General features: G+C 69.2%; 17 protein-coding genes. 8 read left to right on the top strand and 9 right to left on the bottom strand.

Annotation, left to right across the window (positions count from 1 at the left end):
• Nucleotides 1-3 precede the first annotated feature (3 nt).
• From ku to OHA18_RS22790, 3 genes are read right to left on the bottom strand one after another with little or no spacing between them, the layout of a single operon-like run.
• Nucleotides 4-945, bottom strand: coding sequence for a non-homologous end joining protein Ku (ku, locus tag OHA18_RS22800; RefSeq protein ID WP_328997289.1), 942 nt, complete (start codon nucleotides 943-945; stop codon nucleotides 4-6).
• A gap of 29 nt (nucleotides 946-974) precedes the next feature.
• A complete protein-coding gene (locus OHA18_RS22795; protein WP_328997288.1) occupies nucleotides 975-1520 on the bottom strand; it encodes a DUF6912 family protein in 546 nt (181 codons plus the stop codon).
• Entirely contained in the window at nucleotides 1517-3001 is a 1485-nt protein-coding gene (locus tag OHA18_RS22790) for a WS/DGAT/MGAT family O-acyltransferase (protein WP_328997287.1), read from the bottom strand. Before OHA18_RS22790 ends, OHA18_RS22795 begins: the two co-directional genes overlap by 4 nt.
• Before the next feature lie 173 nt (nucleotides 3002-3174).
• On the opposite strand from OHA18_RS22790, the gene OHA18_RS22785 reads away from it, so the two are divergent.
• From OHA18_RS22785 to OHA18_RS22775, 3 genes are all read left to right on the top strand, one after another.
• Nucleotides 3175-3663 (top strand): cupredoxin domain-containing protein, encoded by a 489-nt coding sequence (locus OHA18_RS22785; RefSeq protein ID WP_328997286.1) that lies wholly within the window; start codon nucleotides 3175-3177, stop codon nucleotides 3661-3663.
• A gap of 76 nt (nucleotides 3664-3739) precedes the next feature.
• Nucleotides 3740-5056 carry a hypothetical protein gene (locus tag OHA18_RS22780; RefSeq protein ID WP_328997285.1) on the top strand — a complete coding sequence of 439 codons (1317 nt, stop codon included), beginning with the start codon at nucleotides 3740-3742 and terminating at the stop codon, nucleotides 5054-5056.
• Nucleotides 5056-5796: a nucleotidyltransferase domain-containing protein gene (locus OHA18_RS22775; protein WP_329006151.1), complete on the top strand. Its 741-nt coding sequence runs from the start codon at nucleotides 5056-5058 to the stop codon at nucleotides 5794-5796. The genes OHA18_RS22780 and OHA18_RS22775 overlap by 1 nt, the downstream gene beginning before the upstream one ends.
• Here the strand turns inward: OHA18_RS22775 and OHA18_RS22770 are convergent.
• The 5 genes from OHA18_RS22770 to OHA18_RS22750 form a co-directional block, all read right to left on the bottom strand.
• A complete protein-coding gene (locus OHA18_RS22770) occupies nucleotides 5759-6985 on the bottom strand; it encodes a glycosyltransferase 87 family protein (RefSeq protein ID WP_328997284.1) in 1227 nt (408 codons plus the stop codon). The genes OHA18_RS22775 and OHA18_RS22770 overlap by 38 nt on opposite strands.
• A gap of 2 nt (nucleotides 6986-6987) precedes the next feature.
• The gene (locus tag OHA18_RS22765) at nucleotides 6988-7659 is read right to left on the bottom strand and encodes an HAD family hydrolase (protein WP_328997283.1); all 672 of its coding nucleotides are present in this window, start codon (nucleotides 7657-7659) and stop codon (nucleotides 6988-6990) included.
• A gap of 65 nt (nucleotides 7660-7724) precedes the next feature.
• The gene (locus OHA18_RS22760) at nucleotides 7725-8519 is read right to left on the bottom strand and encodes a DUF4097 family beta strand repeat-containing protein (RefSeq protein WP_328997282.1); all 795 of its coding nucleotides are present in this window, start codon (nucleotides 8517-8519) and stop codon (nucleotides 7725-7727) included.
• A 116-nt stretch (nucleotides 8520-8635) separates the two neighbouring features.
• Nucleotides 8636-9907, bottom strand: coding sequence for an AAA family ATPase (locus OHA18_RS22755; RefSeq protein WP_328997281.1), 1272 nt, complete (start codon nucleotides 9905-9907; stop codon nucleotides 8636-8638).
• On the bottom strand, nucleotides 9907-10566 hold the full coding sequence (locus OHA18_RS22750; RefSeq protein WP_328997280.1) for an SAF domain-containing protein: 660 nt from the start codon (nucleotides 10564-10566) through the stop codon (nucleotides 9907-9909). Before OHA18_RS22750 ends, OHA18_RS22755 begins: the two co-directional genes overlap by 1 nt.
• Before the next feature lie 168 nt (nucleotides 10567-10734).
• On the opposite strand from OHA18_RS22750, the gene OHA18_RS22745 reads away from it, so the two are divergent.
• The gene (locus tag OHA18_RS22745) at nucleotides 10735-10983 is read left to right on the top strand and encodes a helix-turn-helix domain-containing protein (RefSeq protein WP_328997279.1); all 249 of its coding nucleotides are present in this window, start codon (nucleotides 10735-10737) and stop codon (nucleotides 10981-10983) included.
• A 73-nt stretch (nucleotides 10984-11056) separates the two neighbouring features.
• Here the strand turns inward: OHA18_RS22745 and OHA18_RS22740 are convergent, their stop codons facing one another.
• Nucleotides 11057-11602: a hypothetical protein gene (locus OHA18_RS22740; RefSeq protein ID WP_328997278.1), complete on the bottom strand. Its 546-nt coding sequence runs from the start codon at nucleotides 11600-11602 to the stop codon at nucleotides 11057-11059.
• A 169-nt stretch (nucleotides 11603-11771) separates the two neighbouring features.
• On the opposite strand from OHA18_RS22740, the gene OHA18_RS22735 reads away from it, so the two are divergent.
• The 4 genes from OHA18_RS22735 to OHA18_RS22720 all read left to right on the top strand — a co-directional run bounded on the left by OHA18_RS22735 (nucleotide 11772) and on the right by OHA18_RS22720 (nucleotide 15150).
• The gene (locus OHA18_RS22735; protein ID WP_442914324.1) at nucleotides 11772-12656 is read left to right on the top strand and encodes a LysM peptidoglycan-binding domain-containing protein; all 885 of its coding nucleotides are present in this window, start codon (nucleotides 11772-11774) and stop codon (nucleotides 12654-12656) included.
• 1 nt (nucleotide 12657) lies between these two features.
• Complete coding sequence (locus OHA18_RS22730; protein ID WP_328997277.1) at nucleotides 12658-13311, top strand: Rv3235 family protein; 654 nt, start codon at nucleotides 12658-12660, stop codon at nucleotides 13309-13311.
• 135 nt (nucleotides 13312-13446) lie between these two features.
• Nucleotides 13447-14403, top strand: a complete 957-nt coding sequence (locus OHA18_RS22725; RefSeq protein ID WP_328997276.1) for a VanW family protein — start codon at nucleotides 13447-13449, stop codon at nucleotides 14401-14403.
• Nucleotides 14404-14442: 39 nt separating this feature from the next.
• Nucleotides 14443-15150, top strand: a complete 708-nt coding sequence (locus OHA18_RS22720) for a helix-turn-helix domain-containing protein (RefSeq protein WP_328997275.1) — start codon at nucleotides 14443-14445, stop codon at nucleotides 15148-15150.
• Nucleotides 15151-15157: the final 7 nt, after the last annotated feature.

Raw genomic sequence — 15157 nt, 5'->3', positions numbered from 1 at the left:
CCCTCACGCAGATTTCTTCGTCGCCTTCTTGGCCGCCTTCTTGGCGGGCGCCTTCTTCGCCGCAGCAGCTTTCTTGGCCGGGGCCTTCTTCGCTGCGGCCTTCTTCGCCGGCGCCTTCTTGGCCGCTTCGGACTCGCCGGAGCCGGAGCCGCCGCCCGCACGCCGTGCCTTGGCCGCCTCGACCGACGCACGCAGCGCGGCCACCAGGTCGACGACCTCGGCGCCCTCGGTCTCCTCGTCCTCGGACTCCGGCAGCGGCACGCCTTCGGCCTTCGCCTGGACGACCTTCTCCAGCGCCTCGCGGTAGTCGTCGTGGTACTGCTCCGGGTCGAACTCCCCCCGCAGCGTGTCGATGTACGACGACGCCATCGCCTTCTCCTGCGACCGGATCTCGACGTCCTCGGGCGGCGCCGCGAACGACTTGTCCCGGATCTCGTCCGGCCAGAGCATCACCTGCAGCACCAGCACGTCGTCCACGGTCCGCAGCAGCCCAAGGCTCTCCCGCGAGCGCAGCGCGACCTTGACCAGCGCGTACAGCTCGGAGCCGTCGAGCGCGTCCCGCAGCAGCACGTACGGCTTGGCGCCGGGGCCGCCGTCGGCCGCCAGGTAATAGGACTTGCCCAGGTACAGCGGGTCGACCTGATCGGCCGGCACGAACTCGAGGACGTCGATGACCTTCTTGCTCGACAGCGGCAGATCGGCGAAGTCGTCGGACTCGAGCACGATCATCCGGCCGTCGGGCATCTCGTAGCCCTTGCCGATGTCGGAGTACGGCACCTCTTCGCCGTCGACCGAGCAGATCCGCTTGTACTTGATCCGGCCCCCGTCGGCGACATGCACCTGACGGAACGAGATGTCCTTCTCCTCCGTCGCGGAGAACACCTTGATCGGGATCGTCACCATCCCGAACGAGATGGCCCCCTTCCAGATCGCCTGCATCGCCATCAGCTCCCTGTCACCCTGTCAGTACACCGTCAGCTCATGCCCTCTGCCCGCCCGCGGGGTCCCTCCGCGGCGAGCAGATCCGGGATCTCTTGTGTCGCGTACCACAGCAGGTCTTCACCTTCGCACGAGTCGAGGGCGAAAACCGCGTCGTCGTCTGCCCCAAGAAGTTCAGCACTGTGGGCGGCCTCCCAGAGGTCCGCCGCCTTCCGGACCACCGGGACCGCGTCGGCCGCATCCACGTGGACGGCGGCCACCGCACGCCACGGAATCACCACATGCAGCTCCAGCCGGGCGTCGCCGAGCTCCACCGACCCGTCGGCCGGCGGCACGGCGCTGACCTCGGCCGCGACCACCACCCGTCGGCGGGCGATCCCCGGATCCACCGCGAGCAGTCCCACCGAAGCGCGGGCCGCCTGCGCCATCGCGGCGTACTCCAGCTCCTCGTCGTCGCCGTCGGCATACCACTCCCGCAGGGCCGGCGTCACGGCGTACGCCGTCAGTGGGGCCGGACCGATCTCCCCCGCGTTGCACGCCGCGCTCAGCAACCGCAGCGTGGATGGAATGTAGACCCTCATGAACCCGCCTTCTTCGCCTGTGCATTTTTCGGTGGCTGTCCGCGGGTCTTCTTCCGGCCCCGGGAGGCCCGGTTCCGGCTGCCCTTGGTGGTGTCCAGCAATTCGTCGAGCGCGTCGGTCACGCATTGGGCGAAAACAGCGAGGTCCGGCATCGCGGTGCGGTCCGCGTTCAGACCGTAGTACACCTTCCCGTCGTACGACGTGACGCCGACGGACAGGCCCTGGCCGGGCATCAACGGCACCACCGGGTACGACGCGAGCATCGGAGCGCCCTGCGCATACAGCGGGAACTGTGGACCCGGGACGTTGGTGATCACCACGTCGTCGATCGGGCGGACCGTCGTGGTCGCGACCCGGGCGGCGAGCGCGTGCAGCGTGGTCGGGGCGAACCCGGCGATGCCGACCAGCGAGCGGGCACTGACCGCGCGGCCGGTGTCCTTGTGCACCTTGGTCTGGTACGAGATCTGGTGCAGCCGCATGACCGGGGAGTTCTCGCCGACCGGGAGGTTCACGGTCGAGGCGATCACCCGGGACCCGAGCGAGGTCGGCTCGTCGTCCTCGTCGTCACGGATGCTGACCGGGATCACGGCGCGGACGCTGCGGGTCGGCCCGACGCCCTCGCCGCGGGTCATCATCCAGGCCCGGAACGCACCGGCGACCACGGCGAGGATCACGTCGTTGACCGTGCCGCCGTGCGCCGCCCGGACAGTGCGGTAGTCCTCCAGGTCGGTCTGCACGGTGGTGAACCGGCGTTGGCCGGAGGTCTTCACGTGCAGTGAGCTCTCCTGCACATGCCGCTGAGCAACCAGTGAGCCGACGACGTCGCCGAGCACCTCGCGGACCGAGGTGGAGCCGGTCAGGCTGGCGATCTCGGCGCGAGCCAGCTCCAGGACCGCGGTCGGATGCTTGGTGGCGTCGGAGAACACGCCGGCCAGCAGCTCCAGCGCGGACGGTGGGTGCTCCGGCTGCCAGGTGTCGGTCGGCGTCTCGCGCGGGTGAGCGGTCGAGTCCAGCACGACCTGGCCGATGTCGACCGTGCTGTTGCCGTCGACAAGCGCCTGGTGGGACTTCGCGATGATCGCAAAGCGGTCACCTTGGAGGCCCTCGACCAGGTACATCTCCCACAGCGGGCGGGCGCGGTCCAGCCGCCGGGACATGATCCGGGCGACCAGCTCGAGCAGCTGCGCGTGGGTGCCGGGCCGGGGCAGGGCCGAACGCCGGACGTGGAAGGTGATGTCGAACTCTTCGTCGTCCACCCAGACCGGCCCCGCGAACCGGCCGGGCACCTGCTGGACCCGCTGCCGGTACCGCGGCACGAACGCGATCCGGTCCCGGATCAGCGCCACCAGGCTCTCGTAGTCGAACCCCTCGTCGCCGTGCACCGGCGGCTCGAAGATGTCGACCGTCCCGACATGCATCGGGGTGGCCGGCGACTCGGCCTTCAGGAAGGTGAGATCCAGCGACGTCAGCCGATCGGGCATCACCGCCACCTTCCTCTCTGCTCGATTACCGTCTTGTCACCCTAGCGGCCGGTACCGACAGTGCGATGCGACACTGCTTGTACGGGAACACTGAGCTATTCGTGTTCGTCAGGCAAGAGGGTGTGTCCCGCACCCCGAGAAGTTCACCACCCCCTCGAAAGGCTTCTGGACCGATGCGTTCGACGCTCACTCGCGGTGCCGCCACCGCTCTCCTGCCCACCCTCGGCATGCTGGTCCTGGCCGGCTGTGGTGGGGGCGACTCAGACAGCGGCTCCAGCACCCCGTCACCGAGCGCCCCGGCCAGTACGCCGACGTCGACCCTGCCCACGAACACACCGACCCCGGGCTCGCCGAACACCAGCTCCCCGTCGAACACCGCCGACCCGTCCGGCGAGCAGGCCGACGTGACGATCGACGTCACCGTTGCCAACGGCAAGGTCAACCCGAGCGGCGCGACCATCAAGGTGAAGGCCGGGCAGACGGTGCTGGTCAAGGTGATCAGCGACGCCGACGACGAGCTGCACATCCACGGCTACGACAAGGAGCTCGAGCTGAGCCCGGGCAAGGCCGCCTCGGTCAAGTTCACCGCGAACATGAAGGGCACCTTCGAGGTCGAGACGCACAAGAGCGGCAAACTGGTCGCCAAGCTCGTCGTCTCGTGAGCGAGCGGAGCGAGCTCACCATCGAGCACAGCATGCCGGCATCATGTGCGCCCGGAGCGAAGCGAGGACGCACGTGATGATCCCCCTTCACGGGATCGGTGGGCGGCAGGACCTACCGGTTCCGTTCGGGTTGGCGGTGGGTGGCGCCGCGGTCGCGGTAGCGCTTTCGTTCGTCGTGCTCGGGGTGGCGTGGCGGAGTCCGAAGTACCGCGGTAATACCTCCGGGAAGCCGTTGCCTGCCGCAATCACCCGGACGGTGGACGCGGGCTGGTTCCGGTGGGTCGTCCGCGTGGTCGGGCTGGCGATCTTCCTGTACGCGATGGTGTCGCTGATGTTCGGCGTGGACCGGCTGACGAACCCGATCTTCGGGTTCATCTACATCCTGGTCTGGGTCGGGCTGGTGCCGATCTCGATCGTGTTCGGCCCGGTCTGGCGGACGCTGAACCCGCTGCGCACGCTCCACCTCCTGCTCTCGAAGCTGCTGCGCCAGCCGCCGTCGAAGGGCCTGCTCGAGCTCCCGGCATGGGCGGGCCTCTGGCCGGCCGCGCTCGGCATCTTCGCGTTCACCTGGCTCGAGCTCGTCGCTCCGGACCGCGCGACGATCCCAGTGCTGCAGGCGTGGATCGCGCTGTACGTCGTGATCACGATGTTCGGGGCGATCCTGTTCGGCGACCGGTGGTTCTCGCAGGGCGACCCGTTCGAGGTCTACGCCACGCTGATGTCCAGATTGTCCCCGTGGGGTCGGCGTACCGACGGCGCCCTGGTCGTACGACGTCCGCTGGAGAACCTCGACGGCCTGAAGCCGCAGCCGGGCCTCGTCGGCATGGTGGCCGCCCTGCTCGGGTCGACGGCGTACGACGGGTTCTCGAACTCGTCGACCTGGATCGGCTGGGCGCAGAACCAGGACGTCTCGATGACCTGGCTCGGGACGGGCGCGCTGATCGTGTTCATCCTGTTCGTGCTCGGCACGTACTCCGGCGCCACGGTGCTGGCCGGGCGACTGTCGGACTCGTCCCGGACCTCATTGCCTGGACTGTTCGCCCACTCCGTCGTACCGATCGCCTTGGGGTACGTCGTCGCGCACTACCTGACCCTGTTCATCCTGGAAGGGCAGCGGACGCTGATCTACCTGAGCGACCCGCTCAGCAACGGCGCGAACATCTTCGGCACCGGTCTCCTCGCGGTGAACACCGGCATCACGAACCACAGCACGGCGATCGCGGTCATCCAGGTGCTGGCGGTGGTCTGCGGGCACCTGCTCGGCGTCATCTCCGCCCATGACCGCGCGGTCGCCTTGTTCCCGCGCGCGAAGGCGCTGGCCGGTCAGATCCCGCTGCTGGTCGTCATGGTCGGCTACACCTGCGGCGGCCTGCTCCTGCTGTTCTCTTCGTGATGTACACACCCGCCGAACGCTCGGCCCTCCGCGATGCACTTGTCGCGAAGGCGCGCACGGATGCACGTATCGCAGGCGCTGCGCTGACCGGATCGGCCGCAGTCGGCGCCGAGGACGAGTGGTCGGACATCGATCTGGCGTTCGGCCTCGCGCCAACTGCCGATCAGGCAGCCGTGCTCGCTGACTGGACGGCGGCCATGTATGCCAAGCATGGCGCCATCCACCACACAGACATGTGGTCAGGCCAGACCGTCTACCGTGTCTTCCTGCTCGACTCCACGCTCCAGGTAGACATCGCCTTCGCTCCGGCCGACGCATTCGGCGCTCGAGGTCCCACCTTCCAACTGCTCTTCGGTGAAGCGGTCGAGCAGTCTGAGTGGAGTGCCCCGTCACCGATCGACTTGATCGGCATGGGCTGGTTATATGCGCTGCACGCGCGATCGAGTATTGCCCGCGGGAAGGTGTGGCAGGCGGAGTACATGATCAGCGGGGTGCGGGATCACGTGCTGATGCTGATGTGCCTGCGCCACGGCGTACCGCACGCGCAGGGTCGCGGGTTGCATTTGTTGCCTGCAGCCACTACTGCGGCCGTCGAGCCGGCACTGGTCCAGTCGCTGGATGCGGCCGAGTTGCGGCGGGCGTTCCGCGCGAGTGTCGACGTACTGCTGGCCGAGGTGGCCGAGGTCGACGCCGAGCTGGCCGTCAGGCTGTCTCGGACGTTGCGGGAGCTGACGGCTTAGGCAGGCTGCGGCTGGTGACAGCGAGCAGGATGAACGCGATCATGCCGACGATCAGGTGCGAGTTGCCGGGGATCGACTGCCAGAACGTCCAGCTGAGCTCGCGGTCGTCGCGGTACGGGACCCACCAGATCGAGCGCAGTACGAACAGGCCGTAGAACAGGACACCGGTGACCACGGCGGGGTTGAGGCCCCAGACGCGGTTGATGCCACGGATCAGGCTGACGCCGAGCGGGATGATCCACACCCAGTGGTGGCTCCACGAGATCGGCGACGCATACAGGACCGCGAGCGCCATCACCGAGATCGCCGTGACGCGCTCGTCGGCCAGCCAGTAGCGCCGGGCCAGCCAGAGCACGAGCAGCCCGAACACCACCGACACCACGAACCAGGTCGGCTGCACCCAGCTCGCGTCGTTGCCGATCCGGTGCAGGAAGCCGTTGAACGACTGGTTGCCGGTGTACGCGATCCCGCCGACCCGGTTCGCGTCCAGGATCACGTCGGTCCAGTACCGCCAGGACTGGTGCGGCACGATCGCGAACCCGATCGCCATCGTCGCCAGCAGTCCGAGTACGGCGTTGCGCAGCGCCCGCCACTGCTTCGTCACGATCAGCAGCGCGAGGAACGGCAGCGGGGTGAGCTTGACGCCGATCGTCACACCGACCCAGAAGCCGCGCAACTTCGTATCGTTCGGCCGGACCAGGTCCAGCAGGATCATTGCGGTCAGCAACAGATTGATCTGGCCGAACTGAATCGTCTGCCAGACCGGTTCGAGCAGCAGCGACAGGACGGTCAGCGCGATCAGCGCCGCGGTGCGCTTGCGCTGGGTGACGAACGACCAGAACGTCTTCGGCAGGCTGGTCCGCCACAGCGCGGTGATGCACAGCACCGAGATCGTCGTCCAGGTCACCAGCGCGACGCCCCACGGCACGGCGGCCAGCGGGACCATCGCGATCGCGGCGAACGGCGGGTAGGTGAACGGCAGACCGGAGCCGGGCAGCTGCGCGTCGTACAGCGACTTGCCGTGCAGCAGCACCGAGCCGCCCATCCGGTAGACGCGCAGGTCGATCATGCCGCCGAACAGGCTGCCGACCCAGGCGCCGAGCGCGACGAGAACGGCGCAGCCGACGACCGCGATGACGACGCGACGACTGCCGGCCGAACGAGCTGGGGAGGAGGGAGGGGTGGTCACGGTCACGTCAGGTCGGCTCCGAACAGGGTTTCCAGCGCTCGCCGGGTCTCGTCGTACTCGGTGTGCAGAATCGCGGTCATGCCGACCGCTCGGGCGCCGTCGACGTTCAGCTGCAGGTCGTCGATGAAGACGCACTCCGACGGCTCGAGGCCGAGCCGGCGGGCGGCGAGCAGGAAGATCTCCGGCTCGGGTTTGCGCAGGCCGACCTCACCGGAGATGACGATGTCGTCGAACATGCCCGTCCAGGTGTCGCGGGGGTAGGTGTTGCCCCAGGAGTTCGACAGCAGGGCGGTCTTGATACCGCGCTCGTTGGCGCGGCGGACCAGCCCGGACATCGCGGGCTGGTGCTCGAAGTGGGCGAACATCCGCTCGATCAGGCCCTCCGCCGGCACCGGCGTACCGTCGCGGCGGACCAGCATCGAGGCGAGCTTCCGCTCGAAGTCCGGCACGGCGATCTGGCCGCGCTCGAGCGCGTGCACCGGGTTGAGCTCGGCCTCCGCGGCCGCCTCTTCGGGCGACGCCGCGGGCAGCCATTTCAGCACTGCCTCGAGGTAGGAGTCGAAGTCGAAGTCGTCCAGCTCCGCCCAGCGCCGCAACGCCGCTTCGAGCCCTGAGGTGAGCACACCGCCCCAGTCCACCAAGAGACCACGCGGCACAACCCGCACCTCGACCATGCCCGCAAGCCTACTCAGACCGGGGCCCTCATCACGCTCCCGGCCCCGGCCCTCACTCCCAGTGGTCAGTGGTTGTACTCGATGGTGACGTCGCCGGAAGAGGTCTTGGCCTGGATGGTGCGGGTGGCGTTCGGGTCGATCTTCACGTTCGCGGACTCGTCGCCGGAGGAGGTCTTGGTGTCGACCTTGTACGACTCCGCGCCGGACGGGATCTGGATCGACACGTCGCCCGAGCTCGTCTTCGCATCGACCGTCTGCGGCGCGACGGTGAAGTCCAGGGACGCGCTGCCGGAACTGCTGCGGGTCGTCACCGAGGTCGCGGTCAGTCCGTCCGCCTCGAGGTCACCAGAACTCGACTCCAGCCGCAACGGCCCACCGACGTCGTGCACCTCGACGTCGCCCGAGCTGGTCTTGACCTCCGCCCCACCGGAGATCCCGGAAACCTTCACGTCCCCACTGCTGCTCTCGACCGTCAGCTTCAGGTCCCTCGGCACCGTCAGCACATAGCTGGTCTTGCATCCGAACGACAGGAACCCGCACCCGCCGCTGTTCAGCTCGAGCTTCGCGCCGCCCTCGTCGTACTTCTCCTTCGGATCCGAGCCGAACACGTTCCGCTCGGACTGCCGCTCGACCTTCAGCTCGGTGCCGTCCCCCGGCCGTACTTCGAGCGTCGCTGCCCCGCTCTTGACCAGCAGCGAATCCCCCTGCACCTGATAGCTCTGCTCGCCGCTCTTGGTGCCGTCGGTCAGTCCGGTGAGCGCCCAGTACACCCCGCCGAGGATGAGGGCGACCGAGATGGCAATCCCGTACCGCCGGTTCGTGCTCATCGAGCTCTGCGGCCGGCCCTGGACATCGGACATGACACTCCCTGCGGTACGGGTCGAAGTACCCCAACCCTGGCACATCGCGGCCCGGCTGTCGGCGGGGTAATCCCCCAGTTCCCCACCGACCCGACCCTGAGTTTCCCGGGCTCTGCTCAGGCGGGCACGAGCTCCTTGACGACCGCGGTCGCCAGCTGCTGGAACGACTTGCGGAGCTTGCTGGACCTGGCGGCCTCGGACAGGCTGCGGCCGTGGGACATGGCGGCGTCGACCGCGTTCAGGTCGAACGGCAGCAGCGCGGTCGGCTCGATCCCGGCGTACTGACCGAGGGCCTCGGCCGCCGCCTCGCCCGGTGAGCCGCCGAGCGCCCCGGAGCGGAGCCGGTTCACCACGACGCGGACGTTGGCCGACGGTACGACGGCGCGCACCTCGTGGACCGCACGGATCAACCGGGTCAGCCCGACCGGATCGGCCGTGCCGACGATCATCACCTCGTCGGCTGCCTCCAGCGTCGCCACCGTCGCGCCGTTGCGCCGCGGGGCCAGCGAGTCGAACGAGATCTCCTCGTCGGTCTCGATGCAGAATCCGACGTCGGCCACCGTGACCGGCGCCAGCTCCCGCGCCGTCGACCAGATCGCCTCGATCGCGGCCGGCCGCAGCTCGGTCCACCGGTCGGCTCGGCTGAGCCCGGTCAGCACCAGCAGATGCGGCTCGACCTGCCGTGCGTACTTCGCGAGCGTGATCATGTCGAGCGAACCGTTCGACGCCGAGCGCGCGGCGGCGGCCAGACCGGAGGTCTCGTCGAGCATGCCGAGCATCTGCGCCACAGTCCCGCCGTACACATCCGCATCCGCGAGCAGGGTCGGCACGCGCTTGGCCGCCAGCTCGCAGGCGAGATTGACCGCGACCGTCGTCCGGCCCGGCGCGCCGGTCGGACCCCAGACCGCGATCAGCCGGCCGCTGCCCTGGGAGTACGGCGGTGGTTGGTAGTTGGCCGCCGTCTCCGGTGTGAGCGGCACGAATCCGCCCGAGAAATGCGACGTCGAGACCTCCGGGCCCGACTCGACCGCATCGGTGACCGCGCGACCGAGGTCGGTCGGACTGACGTCGGCGGGCAGGATCCGCTCGATCCCCATCCGGCTCAGCCTGTCCTCGGCGCCGAAGGGCGCACCGTTCTCCGTCGGGTCGACCAGGGCGAGCACGGCGATCCCACGGGCGTGCAGGGCGGCGACGGCGTCGGCCGACAACCGGGCCAGGGCGTCGGCCAGCAGCACAGCGCGGGCCTGACCGCTCGCGGCGGCGGCCATCACATCGGCGATGTCGACGCAGCGCCGGACCACCTTGATCCCCGGCGCTCGCTCGGTCCGCTGCACGACGTCCGCCTCCCAGGGCGCGCCGGTGATGGCCAGCAGGACCGGGATCGCCATCAGCCGGCCTTCCGGACCAGGGTCGGCTCACCCGCGCGCATCGCGGTCAGGGCAGCCGGAATGCGGGACAGGTCGGCGCTGGTGAGCCCGATGAGGACCTGCCGCCGGGCCGAACTGCCCGCGACACCCTTCACCGAGTCGATCTGCAGCACACGGACGCTGCTCCATAGCGGCCTCGCCGGCTGACCCTCCTCCTTCGGCACCACCCAGACGTCGACGATGTCGCCGACCGCGGTGTCGGACGGCAGATGGCCGGTCGCGACCGAGAGCGGCAGCTCGGTGCGATCCTGGTCGGACTTGGCGACGGCCGCGTCCTTCGGCAGGAACTCCCCCTGGTCGATCGCGCGGCCGGCGACCAGCCCCTTCACATCGGCATCGGCCGCGAGGTACCGCTCGGAGTCGTTGGTGCTGGTGAAGCGGACCCGGACCGTGGTCAGGTCGTCGTCGGTCAGCGGGACCCCGACCTTGAGGTCGTGCTTGGCGGCCCAGATCGTGGTGGTGTCGTCGGCGGACGACAGCAGCTTCGCGCCGGCCAACGCGGTGACGGCGACGAGCAGCACGCCGAGAACCAGGCGGCCGTCCTTCCACCGGGCCTTGCGGTTGCGCTGGGCCGGAGCCGACGGCGCCCCGAATCCACTTCGCACGGCTGTCTCGACCACGTCGTCTCCCCAGTCAATCGATCGTTCTCGGGCGACATTCTGCCTGGTTCGCGATCGCCGCGTGAACGGTCATCCACAGGCAGTCACAGGCTGGGGACAAACCCGGTCATCCATCCGCCAACCGTGGCAAACTGAACCAACCAGCCACTCTGTGAAGGAGTCCGACGGATGCCGGGTCCCCGCTTCCTCCAGCTCGCCGACGTCGCCGAGGTGCTCAACATCTCCGCGAACCAGGTCTACGCCCTGGTCCGCCGCGGTGACATCCCCGCGGTGAAGATCGGCGGCCGTGGCCAGTGGCGGGTCGAGGCGACCGAGCTGGAGAAGTACATCGAGCGGCTGTACACCGAGACCAAGGACTTCATCGACGCCCACCCCTTCGGCGAAGAGGCCGAGACCACCGAAGACGCTCAGCTGTAGCTCTCCCGAGGTCGCACCCGCGGGCCGGCGCCGGTGCGATGCGTGCAGCAGGACGGCGTACCGCTGCCTGGGTTCAGCGTCGGCGGAGGGCTCGCAAGGATTGGGTGGGGACGAGGCGGACGTTGTAGACCTCGGTGCGGCGGCGAGGTGCGTCGAGGGGGTGCTCGGCGAGTTCGAGGAAGTCGGCGCCGACGCGGTCGATGGTGCCGGTGACGGGGCCGCCGCCGCTGCAGAACAGCGTGACCGGTGAGCGGTCGCGGGCGATTCCGCGCAGCAGGTGGGCGAGCCCGAGTTTGCCCTCGACGGCACCGGCCGGCTCGGCCCACGGCCCCAGGCGGTGTACGGCGACGAGTGCGGTGACCGGGATCAGCCACTCCTCGTAGCGCTCGGTCTCGAGCAGCAGGCAGTCCTTCCCGACCCGGCTGAGCATGCCGCGGACGGGCTCGGCGTCGTTGAGTTCGACGCGTACGACGGTGTTCACGGCGCCGCGGAGCCGGTCGAGGACGGTGATCTTCCCGACCTCGGCGCGGACCCGGTCGGCCACCTCGCCGTACAGATCCGACTCCTGGAGCGCATCGAACTGCGACTCCAGGTCCGCGAACAACGCATCCCACCGCATGACCGCGAACCTACCGGTCCCGGGTACCGCGACGCCGGTCGGCCGTCACCCTCCGCACCGGAAACCGACGCTGCGTGCGTTAAGGACTTGCAAAGCGTGCCTAGAACCGGTCTATAGTGGTCAAGCCAAAGCAAACTAAGGTAAACTCATAGGTCGGGAGCGAAGCGGAGTGAACGCGATGATCCGGGCGCTGAAGGGCACTCTCGCGGTGCTGGCGCTGGTCGCCCTCGGCCTGCTGCTGCGGTGGATGACCGCCGGGTCGATCAGCGGCCTGCGGACGTACGACCTGGACTCACTGACCGTGCTCGCGGTCGGCACGGTCGCCTGGATCGCGTACGTGTGGCTGGCGCTGGCGGTCGTCACGACGGTGCTCGAGCAGATCCCCGGTGTGGTCGGCGAGCTCGCCGGAGCCGTCGCCGGGCGGATCACCACGAAGACGGCACGGGCACTCCTCCGCTCCGGGCTCGGTGTCGCAGCCGTCACGCCCCTGACCGTCGGCATAGCGAACGCCGCCCCCGGCGACAGCGCCCACGTCCTCCAGTGGGACCAGACCGAGCCCGCCTCCACCATCCACCTCACCGACTCCGACTGGCGCTCCACCGAGCCTGCCTCGACTCTGGAGATCGGTGGGGCGGGCATCGAGCCGCAGCATGGCGCCGAGGCGTCGAGCGGCTGGCGGGCGAGTGAGCCTCCGTCGACGATCCGGATGGGCGACGCGACTCCGACCACTTCCGGCCGTCCGCCGGTGAGTGAGCGGATGCGGGTCGGTGTGCCGGATCGGCCTACCGCTGGGGCTCCTACGCGGTACACCGACGTACGGGCGGGGGGCTCGGTGCGGGTCGTCGTACGTGCCGGGGACTCGTTGTGGGCGATTGCCGCTCGGGAGCTCGGGCCCGGCGCCACGGTCGAGACGATCGCGGCACGGTGGCCGGACTGGTACGCCGCGAACCGCCACGTGATCGGGGACGACCCCGACCTGATTCTTCCCGGGCAGGTGCTCCGCGTCCCGCCCGCATCCACCGGCCACCTCCCGCCCACCCATCAGGAGCCGTGACATGAGCCAGCCACAGAACCTCCGCGCGGACGATCTCCCGCACGCTCCTCTGACCTCGCGTACGACGGACATCCCCGTCGTGACGAACCCGACCACGGCACCGGAACCAACGGAGGCTCTCATGGCCGTCACCAAGCTCTCCCCGGCGGCTGCACCCGTCGGATCAGCCACCAAGCCCGCACTCACCGCAGTCCCCGACGCGGTGCCGGCCGACGCGGTGCAGGCCGGTGCAGAGCAGGCGTCTGGGCAGCCTGACGGGGCTCAGCCGCCGCAGGACAGGCACGCCGGGCGGGCGATCGGGCGGGCTGAGGGGCCCCAGGTGCCGGAGGCCAGGGCGTGGGGTGGGCGGTTGGCTCAGGCGGTTTCGGAGGTGCTGGCCGGCGACCGGCCGATCTCGCAGCTGGTGCGGTTCACCGACGACACGGTGTTCACAGAGCTGAACCGGAAGGTCCGGCTGCTCGGGCTGAACACGACCGCGGTGACTCGCGGGGCGAAGGAGAAGAGTGCCGTGCAGTCGGTGCGGGTGTTCATGCCGGAGCCGTTCATCGCCGAGGTCGCCGCGCATGTACGCCGCGGCGGCCGGTCGCGAGCGATCGCGCTGCGGATGGAGATCCGCCGCAACCGCTGGGTCTGCACCGCCCTCGAGATCGGCTGAATTCGAACTCTTGCCGGCCGTCCGGCGTCATAGGGAGCGCAATCGGATCGTGCGGTTGCTGTCATCTGAATGGGCCTGCGGCGGCGTACGGTACCGAGGTCGGTCGCGAGGCCGGCCAACTCGTTCGGGGGAATGATGTCTGAGACCACAATCGCCACACCAGTACACGAACCGGCGTCGGCTGGGGTGACGCCGGGTGCGCCGTGGCGGGTCGAGGTGCAGGAGCTGAGTGACGCGGAGCGGGCCAGGGTGCTGCCCGCGGTTCACCGTCGCCGGTGGACCGAGCGGATGCCGCTGCTCTACCCACTGGCCGTGCGGTACCACCGGGTTCTCAAGCGGCTCGAGTGGATCAGGTCCAGCACGCCGTACGCCGGGGTCCGGCAGGCCGGCGATCTTCCGGTGCGGATCAAGCGGCACAAGTCGCTGCTGCTGCGCCAGCTCGGTGAGACCGAGATGTGGATGCAGCACAACAAGGTGACCAACCTGAAGCTTGCCTGCGCACAGGTCGACGGGCTGCTGATCCGCCCGGGTGAGACGTTCTCCTTCAACAAGCTGGTCGGCAACGCGACCCGGCGCAAGGGTTACGTGCAGGGCATGCGGCTGTCGAACGGGCAGGCAAGGCCGGGGATCGGCGGTGGCATCTGCCAGCTCGCCAACCTGCTGCACTGGATGGTGCTGCATTCGCCGTTGACCGTGACGCAGCGGTCCACGCACAGCTTCGACCCGTTCCCGGACAACGGGCGGGTGCTGCCGTGGGGCGTGGGCTGCAGCATCGTCTACAACTACGTGGACCTGCAGTTCCGCAACGACACCGACCAGACCTTCCAGCTGCACGTCGGCGTCGGCGACCGGTACCTCGAGGGCGAGATCCTCGCCGACGTTCCGGCCGAGTCGTCGTACCGGGTGTTCGCCAAGGAGGAGCGCTTCCTCCGGGTCGGCGCGGACTACTTCCGGCGGAACGAGATCTGGCGGACAGTGATCGACCGCCGCACCGGTGCGGCGCTGCGCGACGAGCTCGTCCGCGAAAACGTTGCCCTGGTCAAATACCTCCCGGTCGACGTCCCGGTGCTCGACGTCGTACTCCCGCACTGATCTCGAGAAACTGTCGGCGGGCCGTAGCAGACTGGCTGCATGACTGTGACGGTCGAGCCGTACCGGGAGCGCCCCGCGCGCGTCGCCGGCGCCGACCTGTGGACGCGGACGGCTGAAGGTGGGGAGTATCGGATCCTGCCCGACGGCTGCATGGATCTGCTGCTGATCGACGGCCAGCTCGTGGTCGCCGGGCCGGACAGTCGCGCCTGGACGGGCAGCGCGCCACGTGGGACGCAGTACGCCGGGGTTCGGTTCGCGCCCGGTGCCGCGCCCGGCTTCCTCGGCGTACCGGCCCGCGAATTGCTGAACGAGCGGGTCCCGCTGGCCGACCTGTGGTCACCGTCCAGGAGCAGGCAGCTACTGGACCGGATCAGATCCTCACCCGACCCGGCGGAGGCGCTGGACGTCGAGGTCGCCAGCCTGGTCGACGAGCCGGCGGACCGTCTGATCAGCTACGTACTGCGCAACGTCCGCGACGGACTGCTCCGCGGCACGGCCGGCGTCTCCCGGCTGGCGGGCACGATCGGGCTGAGCGAGCGCCAGCTGCACCGCCGCTGCCTGGACGCGTTCGGGTATGGGCCGAAGATGCTCGACCGCGTGCTCTGGATGAACGTCGCCCTCGACCACGCCCGCACCGGCCTGGCCCTCGCCGACGTCGCCACCCTCACCGGGTACGCCGACCAGGCCCACCTCACCCGGGACGTCAAAGCACTGACTGGTCTGCCACCTAAGATCCTGCTGGGCTGAGCCACCC

This window comes from Kribbella sp. NBC_00709 (genome assembly GCF_036226565.1).
GTDB lineage: Bacteria > Actinomycetota > Actinomycetes > Propionibacteriales > Kribbellaceae > Kribbella.
This window is presented reverse-complemented; position numbering and strand designations above follow the sequence as displayed.